17 protein-coding genes are annotated in these 19,548 nt (G+C 71.5%); 13 read left to right on the top strand and 4 right to left on the bottom strand.

All coding sequences use genetic code 11. The features are described 5' to 3' along the window. Position 1: 1 nt before the first annotated feature. From FK268_RS02270 to FK268_RS02260, 3 genes are read left to right on the top strand one after another with little or no spacing between them, the layout of a single operon-like run. Complete coding sequence (locus tag FK268_RS02270; RefSeq protein WP_146430685.1) at positions 2–952, top strand: sugar phosphate isomerase/epimerase family protein; 951 nt, start codon at positions 2–4, stop codon at positions 950–952. After that, positions 949–1,950: an inositol 2-dehydrogenase gene (gene iolG, locus FK268_RS02265; RefSeq protein WP_146430683.1), complete on the top strand. Its 1,002-nt coding sequence runs from the start codon at positions 949–951 to the stop codon at positions 1,948–1,950. Before FK268_RS02270 ends, iolG begins: the two co-directional genes overlap by 4 nt. After that, positions 1,947–2,963: a Gfo/Idh/MocA family protein gene (locus FK268_RS02260; protein ID WP_193560230.1), complete on the top strand. Its 1,017-nt coding sequence runs from the start codon at positions 1,947–1,949 to the stop codon at positions 2,961–2,963. The genes iolG and FK268_RS02260 overlap by 4 nt, the downstream gene beginning before the upstream one ends. A gap of 27 nt (positions 2,964–2,990) precedes the next feature. Here FK268_RS02260 and FK268_RS02255 read toward each other — a convergent pair whose 3' ends face one another. The 3 genes from FK268_RS02255 to FK268_RS24910 are packed head-to-tail and all read right to left on the bottom strand — an operon-like array spanning position 2,991 to position 6,418. Next, positions 2,991–4,403 (bottom strand): MFS transporter, encoded by a 1,413-nt coding sequence (locus tag FK268_RS02255; RefSeq protein ID WP_146430681.1) that lies wholly within the window; start codon positions 4,401–4,403, stop codon positions 2,991–2,993. Between the two features lie 39 nt (positions 4,404–4,442). After that, complete coding sequence (locus tag FK268_RS24915) at positions 4,443–5,231, bottom strand: SDR family oxidoreductase (protein WP_146430679.1); 789 nt, start codon at positions 5,229–5,231, stop codon at positions 4,443–4,445. Then, positions 5,228–6,418 carry a phytanoyl-CoA dioxygenase family protein gene (locus FK268_RS24910; RefSeq protein ID WP_146430677.1) on the bottom strand — a complete coding sequence of 397 codons (1,191 nt, stop codon included), beginning with the start codon at positions 6,416–6,418 and terminating at the stop codon, positions 5,228–5,230. Before FK268_RS24910 ends, FK268_RS24915 begins: the two co-directional genes overlap by 4 nt. 133 nt (positions 6,419–6,551) lie before the next feature. Between FK268_RS24910 and FK268_RS02240 the strand changes: the two genes are divergently transcribed. Next, positions 6,552–7,580, top strand: a complete 1,029-nt coding sequence (locus FK268_RS02240) for a LacI family DNA-binding transcriptional regulator (protein ID WP_146430676.1) — start codon at positions 6,552–6,554, stop codon at positions 7,578–7,580. Here the strand turns inward: FK268_RS02240 and FK268_RS02235 are convergent. Beyond that, positions 7,577–8,317 carry a GntR family transcriptional regulator gene (locus tag FK268_RS02235; protein WP_146430674.1) on the bottom strand — a complete coding sequence of 247 codons (741 nt, stop codon included), beginning with the start codon at positions 8,315–8,317 and terminating at the stop codon, positions 7,577–7,579. The genes FK268_RS02240 and FK268_RS02235 overlap by 4 nt on opposite strands. Before the next feature lie 279 nt (positions 8,318–8,596). Between FK268_RS02235 and iolC the strand changes: the two genes are divergently transcribed. The 9 genes from iolC to gltX all read left to right on the top strand — a co-directional run bounded on the left by iolC (position 8,597) and on the right by gltX (position 19,460). Beyond that, positions 8,597–9,574, top strand: coding sequence for a 5-dehydro-2-deoxygluconokinase (gene iolC, locus FK268_RS02230; protein WP_146430672.1), 978 nt, complete (start codon positions 8,597–8,599; stop codon positions 9,572–9,574). Further along, entirely contained in the window at positions 9,567–10,481 is a 915-nt protein-coding gene (locus FK268_RS02225; protein WP_146430671.1) for a Cgl0159 family (beta/alpha)8-fold protein, read from the top strand. The genes iolC and FK268_RS02225 overlap by 8 nt, the downstream gene beginning before the upstream one ends. A 34-nt stretch (positions 10,482–10,515) precedes the next feature. After that, positions 10,516–12,024, top strand: coding sequence for a CoA-acylating methylmalonate-semialdehyde dehydrogenase (locus FK268_RS02220; RefSeq protein WP_146430669.1), 1,509 nt, complete (start codon positions 10,516–10,518; stop codon positions 12,022–12,024). Between the two features lie 58 nt (positions 12,025–12,082). Further along, positions 12,083–13,027, top strand: coding sequence for a 5-deoxy-glucuronate isomerase (iolB, locus tag FK268_RS02215; RefSeq protein ID WP_146430667.1), 945 nt, complete (start codon positions 12,083–12,085; stop codon positions 13,025–13,027). After that, a complete protein-coding gene (iolD, locus tag FK268_RS02210; RefSeq protein ID WP_146430665.1) occupies positions 13,024–14,973 on the top strand; it encodes a 3D-(3,5/4)-trihydroxycyclohexane-1,2-dione acylhydrolase (decyclizing) in 1,950 nt (649 codons plus the stop codon). The genes iolB and iolD overlap by 4 nt, the downstream gene beginning before the upstream one ends. Before the next feature lie 46 nt (positions 14,974–15,019). After that, complete coding sequence (locus FK268_RS02205; RefSeq protein ID WP_146430663.1) at positions 15,020–15,964, top strand: sugar phosphate isomerase/epimerase family protein; 945 nt, start codon at positions 15,020–15,022, stop codon at positions 15,962–15,964. A gap of 26 nt (positions 15,965–15,990) precedes the next feature. Further along, positions 15,991–17,013: a Gfo/Idh/MocA family protein gene (locus FK268_RS02200; RefSeq protein ID WP_146430661.1), complete on the top strand. Its 1,023-nt coding sequence runs from the start codon at positions 15,991–15,993 to the stop codon at positions 17,011–17,013. An 8-nt stretch (positions 17,014–17,021) separates the two neighbouring features. Further along, positions 17,022–17,897, top strand: coding sequence for a sugar phosphate isomerase/epimerase family protein (locus FK268_RS02195; protein ID WP_146430659.1), 876 nt, complete (start codon positions 17,022–17,024; stop codon positions 17,895–17,897). 132 nt (positions 17,898–18,029) lie between these two features. Continuing rightward, positions 18,030–19,460 (top strand): glutamate--tRNA ligase, encoded by a 1,431-nt coding sequence (gltX, locus tag FK268_RS02190; RefSeq protein ID WP_231706926.1) that lies wholly within the window; start codon positions 18,030–18,032, stop codon positions 19,458–19,460. Positions 19,461–19,548: the final 88 nt, after the last annotated feature.

The raw sequence follows: 19,548 nt of genomic DNA, 5'->3' as shown, positions 1-19,548 counted from the left end.
CGTGCAGATCGGACTGCTCACCGACAGCCTCTCGGACCTGACCCGCGCCGAGGCGCTCGACACCGCGGTGGACCTCGGTGTCGAGACCGTCGAGATCGGCTTGGGCGGCGTGCACGGCGGGTGGTCGCCCGCCCCGCACGCCGACCTGGTGGAACTCTGCAGCGACGGTGGCGCGCGTGCGGCCCTGGCCCGCGACGTCGCCTCGCGCGGCCTGCGACTCGAGGCCTTCAACGCCGCCGGAAACCCGCTGCACCCCCGGCACGGGGAGCGCGACGCCGCTGTCCTGCGCGGCGCGCTCCAGCTCGCGCAGGAGTTCGAGATCGGCACCGTCGTCACGATGTCAGGCCTTCCCGGCTATCCGGGGGACACCGTGCCGCCGTGGATCACGACCGTCTGGCCGCCCGAGAATCTGGAACTGCTGGACTACCAGTGGGAGCGGGCGATCGAGTGGTGGGGACCGATCGCCGATGAGGCCCGCGCCCGGGGCGTGCGGATCGCCGTCGAGATGCACGCCAACCAGCTCGTCTACAACGTGCCCGGCCTCCTTCGGCTGCGCGCCGCCGTGGGTGATGTGGTGGGCGCGAACTTCGATCCCAGCCACCTCCTCTGGATGGGAGCCGACCCGCTCGCCGCGATCCGCGCCCTGGACGGCGCGATCCATCATGTCCACGCGAAGGACACCCGCATCGAGGACCGCGCCGCGGTCGCCTCGCGGCTCGAGACCGTCCCGAACCCGCGCACCGAGGAGCGGGCGTGGAACTACGTCGCGGTCGGCACCGGGCACCCCGACGGCGTCGACTTCTGGGTGCGGTTCATCGCGAACCTGCGCCTCGCGGGATACGACGGTCCGCTGTCCATCGAGAACGAGGACTACACGCTCGGCCAGCGCGAATCCGTGGCGCTGGCCGTCGAGATGCTGCGCGGCGCGCAGAAACTGGAGGAGGTGCGATGAGCAGGACCCGGATCGCGGTGCTGGGTTGCGGCCGGATCGGGCGGGTGCACGCCGATTCCGTCGCGGTGAGCGACCGCGCCGAGCTGACGTGGGTCTTCGACCCGATCGAGGCGGCCGCACGGGAGGTCGGGGAGCGCTACGGCGCGGCGTGGGCGACCGACGTGGAGGACGTCCTCGCGGCCGGCGATGTGGACGCCGTCGTGGTGGCCTCGCCCACGCCGACGCACGTGGACCTGCTCAGCCGAGCGGTGCGCACCGGCCGGACCGCGCTGTGCGAGAAGCCCATCGACCTCGACATCGCCCGGGTCGACGCCTGCCGCGCCGATCTCGGCGACCTCACCGACAGGGTGATGCTCGGCTTCAACCGGCGGTTCGACGCCTCCTTCGCCGAGGTCCGCCGTCGCGTCGACGCGGGCGAGGTCGGCCCGCTGGAGCAGCTCACCATCGTCAGCCGCGATCCCGCGCCGCCGCCGGCGGACTACGTCGCCTCGTCGGGCGGGCTGTTCCGGGACATGATGATCCACGATCTCGACCTCGCCCGGTTCTTCCTCGGCGAGGTGGTGGCGGTGTCGGCCCTGGGATCGAACCTGGTCTCCGCGGAGATCCGCGCTGCCGGCGATGTCGACGGCGCCATGGTGGTGCTGCGCGGCGCCGGCGGGCAGCTGGCGACCATCACCAACTCCCGGCGCTGCGCCTACGGCTACGACCAGCGGCTGGAGGCCTTCGGCGCGTTGGGCGCGCTCACCGCGGCCAATCAGCACGCGACCTCCGTGAACTTCTCGGGGGCGGCGTACACCGGTGCCGCGGGACCGGCCCTGAACTTCTTCCTGGATCGCTACACGCCGGCCTACCGTGCCGAGCTCGACGCCTTCGTGACGATGACCGAGACCGGCGGCGTCGCGTCGCCCGGGTTCGACGACGGTCGGGCCGCGCTGCTGCTCGCCGACGCCGCTGCCGAGTCGCTCCGCACCGGAGCCGTGGTGGAGGTCCGCGCGTGACGGTGCGCTGGGGCCTGCTGTCGACGTCGGGGATCGGCCGGGTCGCCGCCCGCGCGATCGCTGCGGCCGACGGTGCCGAGCTCGTCGCCGTCGCCGGGCGCGAGCCCGATCGCGCCGCGGCGTACGCCGCCGAGGTCGGGGCGCCCGTCGCGTACGGGAGCTACGAGGAGCTGCTCGCCGACAGCGGCATCGACGCGGTCTACGTGCCGCTGCCGATCACACTCCACGGTGAGTGGGCGATCCGGGCCCTGGAGGCGGGCAAGCACGTGCTGTGCGAGAAGCCGCTCACCCTGGACCCGGATGAGGCGACGGCTGTCTTCGACGCCGCGGAGCGTGCGGGGCGGCTTGCGATAGAGGGCTTCATGTGGCGGCTGCACCCGCAGACGCTGCTGGTCCGTCGACTGCTCGCGGAGGGCGCGGTCGGTGAGCTCGCGCTCGTCCGCGCCGCGCTCAGCGTGAGTGCCCCGCCCGGCGACATCCGGCGCACGACCGACCTCGGCGGCGGCGCGCTGGCGGACCTCGGAGGCTATTGCGTCAGTGCGGTCCGCCTGTTCGGCGGCGAACCGTCGACCGTGCGCGCCGTGCGGGTCGCCGACCCCACCGGGACGGGCGCGGGCCACGATCTGCGAGCCTCCGCGATTCTCGAACTCGATTCCGGCGCGATGGGGCTCATCGACGTGGGCCTGGACCTGGAGCGACGCGATCAGCTCGAGCTCGTCGGCACCTCGGGGCGGATCGTCGTCGACGACCCGTGGCTGTGCCGGTCGGGCACCATCGAATTGATCCGTGGGGAGCGGTCCGAGAGCCCGCCCGCGGACCCGAGCGGAGCCTTCCGGCTCACCGCAGCGGGCCCGGACAACGAGGACGCCTACCGGATCGAGTTCGAGGCCGCGAGCGCGGCGTTCGCCGGAGAGGCGAGCCCGGCGTTCGGCCGCGCCGACGCGATCGCGCAGGCCCGTGCTCTCGCGGCCGCGCGGCGTTCCGCCGCGGAGGGCGCCACGGTCCGCCTGTAAGGCGCCCGCCCCTGCCCGACGGTGCCGTCACCGGCGGGCAGTGGCGTGCTCACCGGCGGATGCGGGAAGCCTCAACGCCCCGGCCAGCGGGATCAGGAGCAGTGCCGCGAAGGGCACGAAGGCGAGCCGGTAGCCGGACGCCACCGCATCGACGCCCGCGACACCGGTGCCGAGGCGCACCGCCGCCGCGGCGGCCGCGACCCCGAGCGCGGTGCCGACCTGCTGCAGTGTCGCCGACAGGCTGTTCGCAGCCGACAGCAGATCGCGGGGTACGTCGGCGAACATGACGGTGTTGTAGGCGCTGAAACCGATGGACCGCACCATCCCGGAGAAGACGAGGAGCGCGGCGATGACCGGCGCCGGTGTCGCCTCGTGCACCCGGGCGAACGCGAGAAGTATCGCCGCGCCCGCGACGATCGACCACACCAGGGTGCGCCGGAAGCCGAGCAGCCGGATGATCGGCGAGGTGAGCGGCTTGATCCCGACGTTGCCGACGAACACCGCCGTCACCATCGCCCCCGCGGTCGCCGCGCTCCATCCGAACCCCGCCTGGAAGAGCAACACGAACAGGAAGGGCGCGCCGGTGATCACCGCGCGGTAGACCGATCCGCTCAGGTTGCCGGCGCGGAACGTCGGGATCCGCATGACGGCGAGGTCGAACAGCGGATCGGCGCGGCGGCCCATGCCCCGCGCGGCGGCGACCGCGAGTGCGACGGCCGCGCCCAGCAGTCCGGCCACCTCCCAGGGGCGCCCGCCCTGGAGCAGCTCGATGCCACCCGTCAGGCACACCACCGCGCCCGCCGTGAGCAGGTAGCCCCAGCGGTCGAGCGGAGTGCGGATCCGTTCCTCGCGCCGAGGGAGGAGGAACGCTCCGCCGATCGCCAGCGCCACCCCGATCGGCACGTTGAGCACGAAGATCCATCGCCACCCCAGGGCGTCGGTGATGACGCCCCCGAGGAACGGGGCGATCACCGGCGCGATGAGTGACGGCCACGTCAGGTACGCCATCGCGGAGAGGAGGTCGGTGGGGCGCACCGCCCGCAGCACCGCGATCCGGCCGACGGGGATCATCAGGGCTCCGCCGATCCCCTGCGCGACGCGGAAGAGGGTCAACCACAGCAGGTCCGGCGTGAGCGCGCACGCGACGGACGCGACGGTGAACGCCGCGACGGACCACAGGAACACGCGGCGATCCCCGTACCGCTCGGCGGCCCACCCCGCCACGGGGATCGCGACCGCCACCGCCAGGAGATAGCCGACGATCGCGGGGCTGACTCCCGCCGGAGTGATCCCGAAGTCGCGGGCGATCGCCGGCGCGGCGGTCTGCAACACGGTGCCGTCGAGGTTCTCGAGGAACAGCGCGCCCGCCACCAGGAGCGCGAGGGGGCGGCTGAAGCTCGTGACCTCCTGCGGACGGAGGCGCAGTCCGATACGCGACATGTCCATATGTTCGGTCAAATATGTCTGAGGTGCAAGTTCTCAGTCGTACGCACCGCAGACCTGCTGGTCCCAGTCGATCACCGAGCCGGTGACCACGCCGCTGCGGTCCGAGAGTAGGAAGACCACTGCTGCGGCCGCGTCCTCGGCGGATGCGAGGCGACCCGCGGGCAGGTCGCGCCCGGCCTGCTCCGCCCAGTCGTCGGGAGCGTCGTGGAACCGCTTCTGCACCTGGGCCTCGCCCTCCGTCTCGGTCCAGCCGATGTTGAGGCCGTTGATCCGGATCCGGTCGAAGCGGTGGGCGTGGGCCGCGTTCTTCGTGAGCCCGATCAGCCCCGCCTTCGCGGCGACGTACGGCGCCAGGTAGGGCTGACCGCCGTGCGCCGACATCGAGATGATGTTGACGACGGTGCCGGGGGCGCGGCGTGCTCGCATGTCGCGCACCGCAGCGGCCATGGTGAAGAAGGGCGCGCGGAGGTTGATCGCGATGTGCTCGTCGAAGAGCTCGGGCGTGGTCTCGGTCAAGGTGCCGCGAGACGTGAGTCCCGCCGCGTTGCACAGGCAGTCGACCCGGCCGAGGGTCTCGACCACCGCTTCGACCGAACCCGTCGCCTGCGCGGGATCGGCGACGTCGGCCTGAACGAACATCGCCTCAGTCCCCTCCGCGGCCAGGTCGGACCGCAGGGCCTCCCCGACCGCGGCATCCCTTCCGGAGAAGGCGACGCGGGCTCCGGCCGCGGCGGCCGCGCGGACGACGGCGGCGCCCACGCCCCGGCTTCCGCCCGATACGAAGACGACCCTGTCCGCGAGATCGGCGGGCCGCCCGGTCACGGGCGGTGCCGCTCGTCGAGGGCGGCCAGTTCGGCCGCGAAAGCCTCCGGGTCCAGGCCGGACGCCAGCGCGCGGCGGGTCAGTTCCGCCTGCGTCTCGCCGTGCATGCCGCCGAGCGGTTGGTCCCGGTCCAGGTTCGACGGGAAGGCGTACCCCTCGGCCGAGGCGGCGACGAGGTTCTCCACGGCGCGAGCGTCTCCGGTGGCGGCGAACCCCTGCAGCTCGGGGTAGACGGTGCGGAGGATCGCGGATCGGTCCACGGCGTCCATCGCGCGCCCGAACGCCGAGCTGATCTGCAGCAGGTTGGCCATCCGGCGGATGCCCGCCGATCGGTTCGAGCCCGCGGCGTGGAACAGCGCCGGGTTGAAGAAGACGGCGTCGCCTGCGCGCAGCGGCAGCTGAACGTGGTTCGCCTCGAAGTAGTCCCGGAACTCCGGGAGGTTGAAGGCGAGGTATCCGGGCTCGTAGCGCTGGGAGTACGGCAGATACAGGGTGGGACCCGATGAGATCGGCATATCCACCTGTGCGACAGCGCCCTGCAGGGTGAGCGCGGGGGAGAGCAGGTGCGTGTGCCGTGGGAAACGCCGCGCCGTCTCCGGCTCCATGAATCCGAGGTGGTAGTCGCGGTGCGGGGACTGCGCCGCCCCGCCGGGGTTCACCACGTTGATCGCGGACGTCACCTGGTACATCGGGCCCAGCCACGCGGTCGCGACCAGCGCGAGCACGTCGTTGGCGTAGTAGCGGGCGAACGAAGCGGGATCGCGGAGCGCGTGCTTGCTCAGGGCGTTCCAGATCCGGTCGTTCGCGCCCGGCGCGGCGAAGTGGTCGCCGCCGCCGGAGCCGTTCGCGCGCTGTTCGGCGATCATGGCGGTGAACAGTGCTGTCGACTCGTCGAGGCCGTGCCGGTGGTCGAAGGCACCGTCGAAGACGACGATGCCCGGGCCGGTCAGGAGCGCGCGCGCCAGCTCGCCGGACAGCTGCTCGCGCTTGTCCGGATCGGCCGCGGCCTCCGTGGCCGCAGCGCCGTAGAACAGGACCCCGCGCACCGCCCGGTCCGCGTAGGGGTACGAGGCCAGGTCGGTCTCGAACTCGAGCTGCGCCGTGAACTCCTCGAGGCGGCAGTCGGCCTCGCTGATCCGGCCCGTGTGGTTCGATGCCCCGGCCCGGGCCGGGAAGGTGGTGGACATATCGCTTTTCCTGACGTCGATGCGAAGCGGGAGTGGGGAATCGGTGTCCGCCCCCGGATTCATCGTGGCAAGCTGTCGGGTTCCGGATAGCCCGGAAAACCCTCAAGAATCCCTCAGCACGAGGAGGCCCGCGGTGGCGCACTCCCATCCGATCCGCGAGATCGCGCAGCAGGCGGGCGTCAGCGAGGCCACTGTCGACCGCGTGCTCCACGGCCGCGTCGGGGTGCGCGAGGGAACGGCGGCACAGGTCCGGCAGGCGATCGCCGATCTCGACCGGCAGCGCTCGCAACTGCGGCTGTCGGGTCGCCGGTTCATGCTCGATCTGGTCATGGAGACTCCGCGCCGGTTCTCGGACCTGACCCGCGTCGCGCTGGAGGCCGAGCTGCCCACCCTGCGCCCGGCGGTCTTCCGCGCCCGCTACCACGTGCGGGAGGCGTGGCAGCCGGATGAGCTGGTCGCGGAGCTCGACGGCATCGCGCGCCGCGGGAGCCACGGCGTCGTCCTCAAGGCTCCGGACACACCCGCGGTCGCGGCGGCGATCGCGCGCCTGACCGCGCGCCGCATCCCCGTCGTCACCGTGGTCACCGACGTTCCGCAGAGCGCCCGGATCGCGTACGTGGGCATGGACAACCGCGCCGCGGGCGTGACCGCGGCGCACCTCGTCGCCCAGTGGGTGGGGGAGTCGCGCGGAGCCCTGCTCGTCGTCACCAGCGGCCGTCTCTTCCGGGGCGAGGAGGAACGGGAGACGGGGTTCCGCAGCGAGATCCACCGGACCGACCCGGCGCGGCGGATCGTCGGCATCGTCGATACGGGCGGCCTCGATGCGGTGTGCCACCGGGAGGTCGCCGCGGTGCTCGCGAGCGACCCGGACATCGTCGCGGTCTACTCGCCGGGTGGCGGCAACCGGGGGATCATCGCGGCGTTCGATGAGGTGGGGAGGAGGTATCGCGGCTACATCGCCCACGATCTCGCCGAATCGAACCGCGAACTGTTGCTGGCGGGTCGGATCTCGGCGGTGCTGCACCACGACCTGCGGGCGGACCTGCGCGGCGCCGCCCACGCGATCATGGCCTTCCACGGCGCGATCGACGGTCCGCACCGGCCGCGGCCGACCGCGATCCAGATCGTCGTGCCGCCCAATCTCGCGGCGGTGGACGGCTAGCGGCTGAACACCGAGACGTCGAAGAAGTACCGCGATGCGCGGTAGACGTGCCGTCCCAACTCGATGGCGGTGCCGGACTCGTTGAAGGCGACGCGCTGCATGGTGAGCACGGCGCCGCCCGCCGGCTCGTCGAGGAGGCGCGACTCCTCCTCGTCGGAGATGCGGGCACCGATCCGCTGCTGCGCCTGGGCGATCGTGATGCCGCGCCCGCGCAGGCACTGGTACAGGCCCTTGCTCTGGAGCTCGTCGGGCGCGGGTGCGAGCTCGGCGGGGATGTAGTTGGTGAGGATCGCGAGCGGCACGTCGTCCGCGCTGCGCAGACGCCGGATCGAGACCACCTGTGCGTCGTGCTCGATGCCCAGCTCGTCCGCGATCTCCTCGTCCGGCCGGCCGAGGCGGTAGTCGAGCAGCTCCGTCGACGGGGTCTGCCCCGCGGCGATCAGGTCCTCGTAGAGGCTGGTGAGCTCCACGGCGCGGTGCACCTCGTTGCGCACCACCTGGGTGCCGACGCCGCGCTTGCGGACCAGCAGGCCCTTGTCCACGAGTGCCTGGATCGCCTGGCGGGCGGTGGGTCGGGAGAGGGTGAGCCGCTTGGCGAGGTCGATCTCGTTCTCGATCCGGTCGCCGGGCACGAGCTCGCCGTTCAGGATCGAGCGCTCAAGGGCCTGCGCCAGCTGGTAGTACAGCGGCACGGGGCTGGTGCGGTCCAGTTCGACCGAGACCGGGGCAGGTGACATGCGGTGCAGTCTAGTGCACCGATGCCGGAAATGCGGGCGCTGATCACCGTTTGTTCGTACAATCGCCCCTTGCGAATCCACCGCGCCTATGTCCGCACATACCATGGGCATGTCATTCCGCTCTGCGTGGGCACGCGGCTGCCGCGACAGCTCAAACAGGTGGATCGGCGCAGCTAGAAGGCTATTGAAGATTGTCGCCTCCTTCTGTTAGATTGACAGGACAAACGAGCGGGAGTGATCCACGTCTCGTCCGGGACCAGGCTAAGGAGGGCCTCCCACATGACTGACGCCGGTACCCACGGTGCCCCGTTCGACCTGATCACGATCGGGCGGGTGGGGGTCGACATCTATCCCCTGCAGGACGGTGTCGGGCTCGACCGGGTCGAGACCTTCGGCAAGTACCTCGGCGGGAGCGCGACCAACGTCGCGGTGGCCGCCGCACGCCACGGCCGCCGGTCCGCGGTCATCACCGCGACCGGCGCGGATCCGTTCGGGCGCTTCGTCCATCAGGAACTCGTGCGGCTCGGCGTCGACGACCGGTACGTCGGCGAGGTCCGCGGCCTGAACACCCCCGTCACCTTCTGTGAGATCTTCCCGCCGGACGACTTCCCGCTGTACTTCTACCGCGATCCGATCGCGCCGGACCTCATGCTCGACGACGATGCGCTCGACCTCGACGCGATCCGCTCCGCGAAGATCTTCTGGGCCACCGTCACCGGCCTCTCGCGTGAGCCGAGCCGTTCCGTGCACCACACCGCGTGGAACGCCCGCGGCCGAGCTTCGCTGACCGTGCTCGATCTCGACTACCGCCCGATGTTCTGGGAATCGGCGGAGGTTGCGAGCCAAGAGGTGGGCAAGGCCCTCGAGCACGTCACCGTCGCCATCGGCAATCGTGAGGAGTGCGAGGTCGCGGTCGGCGAAACAGTTCCCGACCGGGCCGCCGACGCGCTGCTGGAGCGCGGCGTCGAGCTCGCCGTCGTCAAGCAGGGCCCCAAGGGTGTCCTGGCGAAGACCCGCGACGAGCGCGTCGAGGTCGCGCCGCACTTCGTGGAGGTGATCAACGGGCTCGGCGCCGGAGACGGCTTCGGCGGCGCCGTCTGCCACGGCCTCCTCGCGGGCTGGCCGCTCGAGCGAGTCCTGCGCTTCGCCAACGTCGCGGGCGCCATCGTCGCCTCGCGCCGCGAATGCTCGACCGCCATGCCCACCACCGCCGAGGTGGAGACCGTCATCGAGGAACGAGGCGCCGACCATGTCTGATCCCATCGCCATCACGGCCGGCCCGCTCGGCGCAGCCGACTTCGAACGCCTGCGCACCGCCCGGCACGAGACCCCCGACGCCATCGCCGAGGTGCTCGACGCGCGCATCCGCCGTCCGCTCGTCCGGGGCGATCGCAGGCTGCTCATCGTCGCCGCGGACCATCCCGCCCGTGGCGCGCTGGGGGTCGGCTCCGACGCCATGGCCATGGCGGACCGGTACGAGTTGCTGCAGCGGATGGCGCTCGCGCTCTCCCGGCCCGGCGTCGACGGCGTGCTCGGCACCCCGGACGTCATCGAGGACCTCGCGCTGCTCGGCCTGCTCGACGACAAGATCGTGGTCGGCTCCATGAACCGAGGTGGCCTCCGCGGCGCGGCCTTCGAGATGGACGACAGGTACACGTCCTACGACGTGCCCGCGATGCGCCGCGCCGGCCTGGATTTCGGCAAGCTCCTCGTGCGCGTCGACCTCGACGATCCCGCCACCGTCGTCACGCTCGAGGCCACAGCGCGCGCGGTCGACGCCGCGGCCGCCGCGAAGCTGCCGATCATGCTGGAGCCCTTCATGAGCCGGCGCACCGACGGCAAGGTCGGCAACGACCTGTCCACCGAGGCGGTCATCAACTCGGTCGCCATCGCCTCCGGCCTCGGCAACACCTCCGCCTACAGCTGGCTCAAGCTCCCCGTGGTCGACGACATGGAGCGCGTGATGGCGGCGACCACGCTCCCCACGCTGCTCCTCGGCGGCGACCCGGGCGGCGACCCCGCCGCCGTCTACGCCTCGTGGGCCAAGGCCCTCGCCCTGCCCGGCGTGCACGGCCTCGTCGTCGGCCGGACGCTGCTCTACCCCCGCGACGGCGACGTGACCGCCGCCGTCGACACCGCCGCCGGCCTCGTGCACGGCGCCTGACCACCCGCACCCACCTCCGCGAAGGAGCCGCTCCATGACCACCACCGAGACCCTCACCGTCGTCCCGCACTGGATCGACGGCGCCGAGTACCCGTCCACCAGCGGCCGCACAGCCGACGTCTACGACCCCGCGCTCGGCGTCGTGACCAAGCGCGTCGCGCTCGCCGACCGAGCCGAGATCGACGCCGCCGTGGCCTCTGCCAAGCGGGCCTCGGAGGGCTGGGGAGACCTTTCCCTCGCCAAGCGCCAGGCCGTACTGTTCGCGTTCCGCGAGCTCCTCAACGCCCGCAAGGGCGAGCTCGCCGAGATCATCACGAGCGAACACGGCAAGGTGGTCTCCGACGCGCTCGGCGAGATCAGCCGCGGCCAGGAGGTCGTCGAGTTCGCCTGCGGGATGGCGGATCACCTCAAGGGCGAGTACAGCGAGCAGGTCTCCAGCGGGGTGGACGTCTACTCCACCCGGCAGCCCCTGGGCGTGGTCGCCGTGATCAGCCCGTTCAACTTCCCCGCGATGGTGCCCGCCTGGTTCTTCCCGATCGCGATCGCGGCCGGCAACGCCGTGGTGCTCAAGCCCAGCGAGAAGGACCCGTCGGCCGCGATCTGGATCGCTGAGCTGTGGCGCGAGGCCGGCCTGCCCGAGGGCGTCTTCACCGTGCTCAACGGCGACAAGGAGGCCGTCGACGGTCTGCTGACCCACCCCGACGTGGCGGCAGTCTCCTTCGTCGGCTCCACACCGATCGCCCGCTACGTCTACGAGACCGCCACCGCGCACGGCAAGCGGGTGCAGGCCCTCGGCGGCGCCAAGAACCACATGCTGGTGCTGCCCGATGCCGACCTCGCCCTGACCGCCGACGCCGCCATCAACGCCGGATTCGGGTCGGCCGGCGAACGGTGCATGGCCATCTCGGTCGTGGTCGCCGTCGAGCCCGTCGCCGACGCCCTCATCGAGGAGATCACGAGCCGCATGGCCGGGCTGCGGATCGGCGACGGCCGTCGCGGCTGCGACATGGGCCCGCTCGTCACGCAGGCGCACCGCGACAAGGTCGCCTCCTACATCGACGTCGCCGTCGAGGACGGCGCGGACGTCGTGGTCGACGGCCGCGACGTGAACCCCGACGGCGACGCAGGAGGCTTCTGGCTCGGCCCGACGCTGATCGACAAGGTGCCGACCACCTCTCGCGTGTACACCGAGGAGATCTTCGGTCCCGTGCTCGCGATCGTCCGCGTCGCGAGCTACGAGGAGGGCGTCGACCTGATCAACGCCGGCGCCTTCGGCAACGGCACCGCGATCTTCACCAACGACGGCGGCGCGGCGCGCCGGTTCCAGAAGGACATCCGCGTCGGCATGGTGGGCATCAACGTGCCGATCCCGGTTCCCGTGGCCACCTTCAGCTTCGGCGGTTGGAAGGACTCGATGTTCGGCGACACCAAGGCGCACGGGGCCGAGGGCGTGAAGTTCTTCACCCAGCTCAAGGCCATCACCAGCCGCTGGCTCGATCCCAGCCACGGCGGCGTCGACCTGGGATTCCCGCAGAACCACTGACGCGAACGGATATCGGCAGCAACATCGTCCGTGAGGACGGACGAAGGAGAGGACGGCGATGGCGACGACGCCCAACGAATGGTTCCACGCCCGCGGCGTATTGGCGCGGGACGGGTGGGAGTCGGTGGTCGACGGGTCTCTCCCCGGCTGGGCGCACACGGGGATCCGCGTGGCGGACCTCGGGGAGGATCCGATCGTGCTGCCCGGCGGTGACATCGAGCGCATCGTCGTGCCCCTGTCGGGCGGCGTCGTGGTCGAGCTCGACGCGGCTGCCGCCGCGGGTTTCGACGGTGGCCCCGTCGTCGCGCTCGCCGGCCGCGCGTCCGTCTTCGACGGCCCCACCGACGTGCTGTACGTCGGCGCTGGTGGGGGATTCGCCGTCCGCGGGCCCGCCCGCGTGGCGATCGCGGAGGCCCCCACGTCACAGCGCCGCCCCACGCGGTACATCGCCGGGGCGGAGGTGCCCGTCGAAGTGCGCGGTGCCGGCCGGGACACCCGGCAGGTGCACAACTTCGGCACGCCGGGCGCGCTGGACGCGGCCGCGCTCATCGTGTGCGAGGTGATCACGCCGGGCGGCAACTGGAGCAGCCATCCCGCCCACAAGCACGACGAACACGTCGCCGGCCACGAGTCCCGGCTCGAGGAGATCTACTACTTCGAGACGGCGCCCGCTCGCGGCCTGCCCGCCGGGGCCGTGCCCGACACCGCCGACGCCTTCGGAAGCTTCGTCACCTACTCGTCGGCGGCGGGGGAGATCGACACCAACGCGCTCGTCCGCACTGGCGACATCGCCCTCGTGCCCTTCGGCTACCACGGGCCCGCGATGGCCGCCCCCGAGTACGACCTCTATTACCTCAATGTCATGGCCGGCCCCGACCCCGAGCGGGTGTGGCTGATCAGCGACGACCCGCGCCAGGCCTGGCTGCGGGACACCTGGCCGGCACAGGCCACCGACCCGCGGCTGCCCTACACCGCCGCACCGACCGAAGGAGACGAGCGATGAGCACCCGGCGGATGACCGTGGGCCAGGCCCTCATCGAGTTCCTGGCGCACCAGTGGACCGTGGACGAGACGGTGCACGCCGACGGCACCGTGAGCACCGTGCGTGAGCGCACCGTCCCCGCGACCTTCGGCATCTTCGGCCACGGCAACGTCGCCGGCGTGGGCCAGGCCCTCCTGCAGTACGCGACCACCGACGCCGGGCTCATGCCCTACCACCAGGCCCGCAACGAGCAGGCCATGGTGCACCAGGCCGTCGGCTACGCCCGCATGCACCGCCGGCGCGGCACCTACGCGTGCACCGCCTCCGTGGGCCCGGGCGCCGCGAACATGCTGACGGGCGCCGCGCTCGCGACCGCCAACCGCCTTCCCGCCCTGCTCCTGGTCTCCGACACCTTCGCCACCCGCGTCGCCGATCCGGTGCTGCAGCAGCTCGAGCACCCGCACGACATCGGGCTGCAGGTCTCCGACGCCTTCCGTCCGCTGTCGAAGTTCTTCGACCGGGTGCAGCGGCCGGAGCAACTGTTCTCCATCGCCCTCGCCGCGATGCGGGTACTCACGGACCCCGCGGAGACCGGCGCCGTCACCATCGCCCTGCCGGAGGACGTCCAGGCCGAGGCCGTCGACGTGCCCGAGGAGTTCCTCGCCGATCGCGAGTGGCACCTCCGCCGGCCCCTGCCCGAGCGCGGCCCGCTGGCTCGCGCCGTCGCGGCGATCCGGGACGCGAAGCGCCCCCTCATCGTCGCCGGCGGCGGCGTGCTCTACGCGGGTGCGGAGGACGAGCTGCGACGGTTCGCGGAAGCCACGTCGATCCCCGTCGGCACCACGCAGGCCGGCGGAGGTGTGCTGGCCTGGGATCACCCGCTGAACGTCGGCGGGGTCGGTGCCACCGGCAGCGCGGCGGCGAACGCGATCGCCGCGCAGGCGGATGTGATCATCGGGATCGGTACCCGATACAGTGATTTCACCACCGCCAGCCGCACCGCCTTCCAGGACGCCGGCGTGCGCTTCGTCAACCTCAACGTCGCGTCCTTCGACGCCTACAAGCACGGTTCCCAGCTGCCGCTCATCGCCGACGCGCGGGAGGGGCTCGCGGCGCTGCGCGTGGAGCTCGCCGACTACCGCGTGCCGGCGGAATCCGTCGCCGCGGCCGCAGCGGTCAAGGCGGAGTGGGACGCGCTGGTCGACACGGCTCTCGCGCCCACCGGCGCGGACCTGCCGGGCCAGCCCGAGGTGATCGGCGCGGTACACGCGGCGATGGACCCCGCCGACGTGATCGTGCAGGCGGCGGGCTCGCTGCCCGGCGACCTGCAGAAGCTGTGGCGCGTGCGGGATCCGCTCGGCTACCACGTCGAATACGCCTTCTCCTGCATGGGATACGAGATCGCCGGCGGCCTCGGCGCCAAGCGTGGGCTGCTCGCCCTCGGCGACGACCGCGACGTCGTGGTCATGGTCGGCGACGGTTCGTATCTCATGCTCAACAGCGAACTCGTGACCGCCGTCGCGGAGGGGATCAAGCTCATCGTCGTCATCGTCGAGAACCAGGGCTACGCCTCGATCGGCCACCTCTCGGAGACCGTCGGTTCGCAGCGCTTCGGCACCCGCTACCGGACGGCCGACGAGTCCGTTGGCGTCCCCGCACCGGATCTCGAGCGCGGCGAGTTCCTGCCCGTCGACCTGGCGGCCAACGCTCGCAGCTACGGAGCGCGGGTCGTCGACATCGCGCCCGGCCCGGACTCGGTCGCGCAGCTCACCGACGCGGTGCGTGCTGCCAAGGCGGCGTCGTGGCCCACCGTCATCCAGATCCACAACGACCCGCATCTCTACGCCCCCGAGGGCAACGGCTGGTGGGACGTCCCGGTCGCCGCGGTGTCCACGATCGACAGCACCGCCACCGCCCGCGCCGAGTACCTGGACCAGCAGAAGGCGCAGCGGCCCCTGCTGGGCTGAGCCCTCGCCCCATCATCTTCCACGATCCGACCTAAGGACCACCGTCATGACCGACACCCTGGGCACGACCGCCTCCACCGCCGCGCACACCGAAGGCCTCCGCATCGGCACCGCCCCCGATTCGTGGGGCGTCTGGTTCGCCGACCACCCGCGGCAGACGCCCTGGGACCGCTTCCTCGACGAGGTCGCCGAGGCCGGCTACCACTACATCGAACTGGGCCCGTACGGCTACCTGCCCACAGATCCGGAGCGCCTGCGTGACGAGCTCGGCAAGCGCGATCTCGAGCTGTCGGGCGGCACCATCTTCACCGGCTTCCACAAGGGGGCCGACCAGTGGGACCGCGCCTGGCAGCAGGTGAGCGACGTCGCCACCCTCGTCGGAGCCCTGGGAGCGGAGCACATCGTCGTCATCCCCGACCTCTGGCGCTCCGATCTGACGGGGGAGGCACTCGAGGCCCGCACGCTGGACGACGAGCAGTGGAAGGCCCTGGCCGCCGGCCACGATCGGCTCGGCAAGGCCCTGGCGGAGGAATACGGGACCAAGCAGCAGTTCCACTCGCACGCCGACAGCCACGTCGGTACCACCGGCGAGGTGGAGCGGCTCCTCGCCGAGACGGACCCGCGTTACCTCAACCTCTGCCTCGACACCGGTCACTTCGCGTACTACGGCGGTGACAACGTGGCCCTCATGCAGCGCCACCCCGAGCGCATCGGCTACCTGCACCTCAAGCAGATCGATCCGACCTTGATCTGGGAGGTGCTCAAGAACGACACGCCGTTCGCCGACGCGGCCTCCGCCATTATGGTCGAGCCGCCGAACGGGATCCCGGACTTCGCCCCGGTCATCGAGGCGGCGCTGCGGATCAACCCGGACCTGTTCGCGATCGTCGAGCAGGACATGCCCGGCTGCGACATCGACCTCCCCGCGGGCATCGCCACCCGCACCCGGCAGCACATCTTCGGCTGCCACCCGCTCACCCGCACCCGCTGACCCGACCTGCAAGGAGACACCACATCATGACCAACGACCTCCGCGTCGCCGTGGTCGGCGCCGGCAAGATGGGCGCCGACCACGTGGGACGCATCGCCGCCACCATCTCCGGGGCGACGGTCTCCGCGGTGGTGGAGCCCGACGAAGCGCGCCGGACCGCCGCCCTCGGGCTCGCCCCGGGGGCGGCCGGATTCGCGACCCTGGACGAGGCGCTGGGGTCCGGCACCGTCGACGCGGTCCTGATCGCCACCCCGGGACAGTTCCACGAGGAGGCGCTGCTGAAGGTCCTCGCGGCCGGCCTGCCCGTGCTCTGCGAGAAACCGCTCACCCAGGACCCCGAGTCGTCGTGGCGCATCGTCGAGGCCGAGATGGCCGGCGGCCGGAAGCTGATCCAGGTCGGCTTCATGCGCCGCTTCGACCGTGAGTACGAGGAGCTGCGGAAGGTGGTGGCGGCCAAGCCCGCCGGCGAGCTCGTCATGCTGCACGCCCGACACCGCAACGCCTCCGTGCCCGACAGCTACGTGCAGACCATGCTCATCAACGACTCCGTGGTGCACGAGTTCGACGTCGTGCCGTGGCTCGCGGGCGGCGTCGTCACCTCCGTCGAGGTGAAGTACCCGCGCCGCAACTCGCGGAGCCCCGAGCACCTGCGCGAGCCGATCCTGGTACTGATCGAGCTCGACAACGGGGTCCTCGTCGACGTCGAGATGAACGTCTCCATCGAATTCGGCTACCAGGTCGAGACCGAGGCCGTTTTCGAGCGCGGCGTCGCCCGGATCGGCGAGCCCGCGGGCCTGCAGCTGTGGCAGCAGGGCCGGTTCTCGGTCGCCGACCACGTCGACTTCACCACCCGGTTCCGCGAGGCCTACGACCGTCAGGTGCAGGCGTGGGTCGACGCCGCGAAGGCGGGCACCATCGCCGGGCCGTCGGCCTTCGACGGCTACAAGGTGGCGGTGTGCTGCGCCGCCGGAGTGAAGGCCCTGGAGACGGCCGGCCCCGTGCCCGTCGGGCTCCCCGAGATGCCGGCGTTCTACGCCGAGCGCGCCTAGGGGGCACCGTGGTCCGCATCGCTCTCGACCCCACGCCCTACCACTCGACGCACGACTTCGAGGACTTCTTCGACGTGGCCGCCAAGGCCGGCTACGAGTGGATCCAGTTGACACCGCACGCCGACTTCATCCCGTTCTTCGCGCACCCGCGCGTGGACCGGGCCCAGCTCGCGCGGGTGCGCAAGCGCGCCGCGGACGCGGGTGTCGGGATCACGTCCCTGCTTCCCGTGCAACGCATCTCGTGGCCCGACGAGCCGCAGCGCGAGGCCGCGGTGCGGAACTTCCGGCGCATCATCGCCATCGCCGCCGAGCTCGAGGTCCCCGTGATCAACACCGAGTTCAGCGGCCGACCCGAGCGTGCGGAGGAATCCGAGTCGGGCTTCTTCCGGAGCATGGAGGAGCTCGTCCCGCTCCTCGAGCGCGAGGGCGTCACGCTCAACATCGACCCGCACCCCGACGACTTCGTCGAGGACGGGCTCGAGGCCTGGCGGATCATCCGCGGGCTGGACACCGGCGCCGTCGGCTTCGTCTACGTGGGCAGCCACACCTTCCACTACGGCGACCGCGCGGCCTCGCTGATCCCGCAGCTGGGGGACCGGCTCGGCGCCGTCTACGCTGCCGACACCTTCGACCACCACCGGTCCCACGGCCTGCGGTACATCACCAACCCGCCGGGCAACGCCGTCCGCGTGCACCAGCACCTCACGATCGGCGACGGTGACGTCGACTGGGACGAGCTCTTCGGCACGCTCGGCGCCGCGGGCTTCCTCGCCCGCGAGGACGCGATCATCTGCTCCAACGTCTTCGCCGAGGACGAGCGCGCCGACGAGGTCTCCGCGCTCCAGCTCGAGAAGATCCGCGCGCTGGTCGCGGCGCACGCGTGAACGGGTGCGCCGCGCGCGGCGACTACCCTGGACGTCGTGACTGAGTCTTCCGCCGCACCGTCGAACGCCGCCGCCCCCGGGACCGTCCGGGTGCGCTTCTGCCCGTCGCCCACCGGCACGCCGCACGTCGGAATGGTGCGCACCGCGCTGTTCAACTTCGCCCACGCGCGACACACGGGCGGCACCTTCGTCTTCCGCATCGAGGACACGGACGCCGCTCGCGACAGCGAGGAGAGCTACGCCGCGATCCTCGAGTCGCTGCGCTGGCTCGGGCTGGACTGGGACGAGGGTCCCGAGGTGGGCGGCCCGTACGGCCCGTACCGCCAGTCCGAGCGCAAGGGCCTGCACCTGGACGTCGTGCGGCGCCTCGTCGAGGGCGGCTTCGCCTACGAGGCCTTCTCGACGCCCGAGGAGGTCGAGGCGCGCCACATCGCGGCGGGCCGCAACCCGAAGCTGGGCTACGACAACTTCGACCGTGACCTCACCGGCGAGCAGAAGGCCGCGTACCTGGCGGAGGGGCGCAGCCCCGTCGTGCGCCTGCGCATGCCCGATCACGACTTCACCTGGAACGACATGGTGCGCGGCGAGACCACCTTCGCGGCGGGCAGCGTCCCCGACTTCGCACTGACCCGCGCCAACGGCGACCCGCTCTACACCCTGGTCAACCCCGTCGACGACGCCATGATGAAGATCACGCACGTGCTGCGCGGCGAGGACCTGCTCAGCTCCACGCCGCGGCAGATCGCGCTGTACGAGGCACTGGTGGAGATCGGCGTCGCGGAGCGCACCCCCGAGTTCGGGCACCTGCCCTTCGTGATGGGGGAGGGCAACAAGAAGCTCTCCAAGCGCGATCCCGAGTCGAACCTCTTCCATCACCGCGACCGCGGCTTCCTCCCCGAGGGACTGCTCAACTACCTCGCGCTGCTGGGCTGGGGCATCTCGCCCGACAACGACGTCTTCAGCCTCGACGAGATGATCGCGGCCTTCGATGTGCACCGGGTGAACTCGAACCCCGCGCGCTTCGACCAGAAGAAGGCCGATGCCATCAACGCCGAGCACATCCGCCTGCTCACACCGCAGGATTTCGAGGCCCGCCTGCGTGCCTTCCTCGTCGAGCGGGGCTACGTCGACGGTGCCCGGCTGGGCCCGGAGTTCGCGACCGCCGCGGAGCTGGTGCAGACCCGCATCGTCGTGCTCTCGGACGCCTGGGACCTGCTGAAGTTCCTCTACGTCGACGAGGCCGACTTCGTCGTCGATCCGGCGGCCGCGGCCAAGAACATCAAGGCCGACGCCGGGCAGGTGCTCGACGAGAGCATCGCTGTTCTCGGCGGGCTCACGGACTGGACCACCGAGTCCATCGAGGGCGCCCTCAAGGGCCGGCTCATCGACGAGCTGGAGCTCAAGCCGCGCAAGGCCTACGCGCCGATCCGGGTGGGTGTCACGGGCTCGCCGATCAGTCCGCCGCTGTTCGAGTCGCTGGAGCTCCTCGGGCGCGAGCGCACCCTGGCGCGTCTGGCCTCGGCCCGCGCCCTGGTGCCGGTCGACGGTGACGCGCCGCAGTAGGGGATGACCTGGCGATTTGGCGTTCTCAGTGCGGCTGGGTAAGCTGGATCGCGGCTCAAAACGAGGTCGGAAACGTCCTCGGAGAGAG

Origin of the sequence: Tsukamurella sputi (assembly GCF_007858445.1) — a bacterium.
GTDB classification, from domain to species: domain Bacteria; phylum Actinomycetota; class Actinomycetes; order Mycobacteriales; family Mycobacteriaceae; genus Tsukamurella; species Tsukamurella sputi.
Note: the sequence above shows the minus strand (reverse complement) of the source record. Positions and strands in the feature narration are given on the sequence as shown.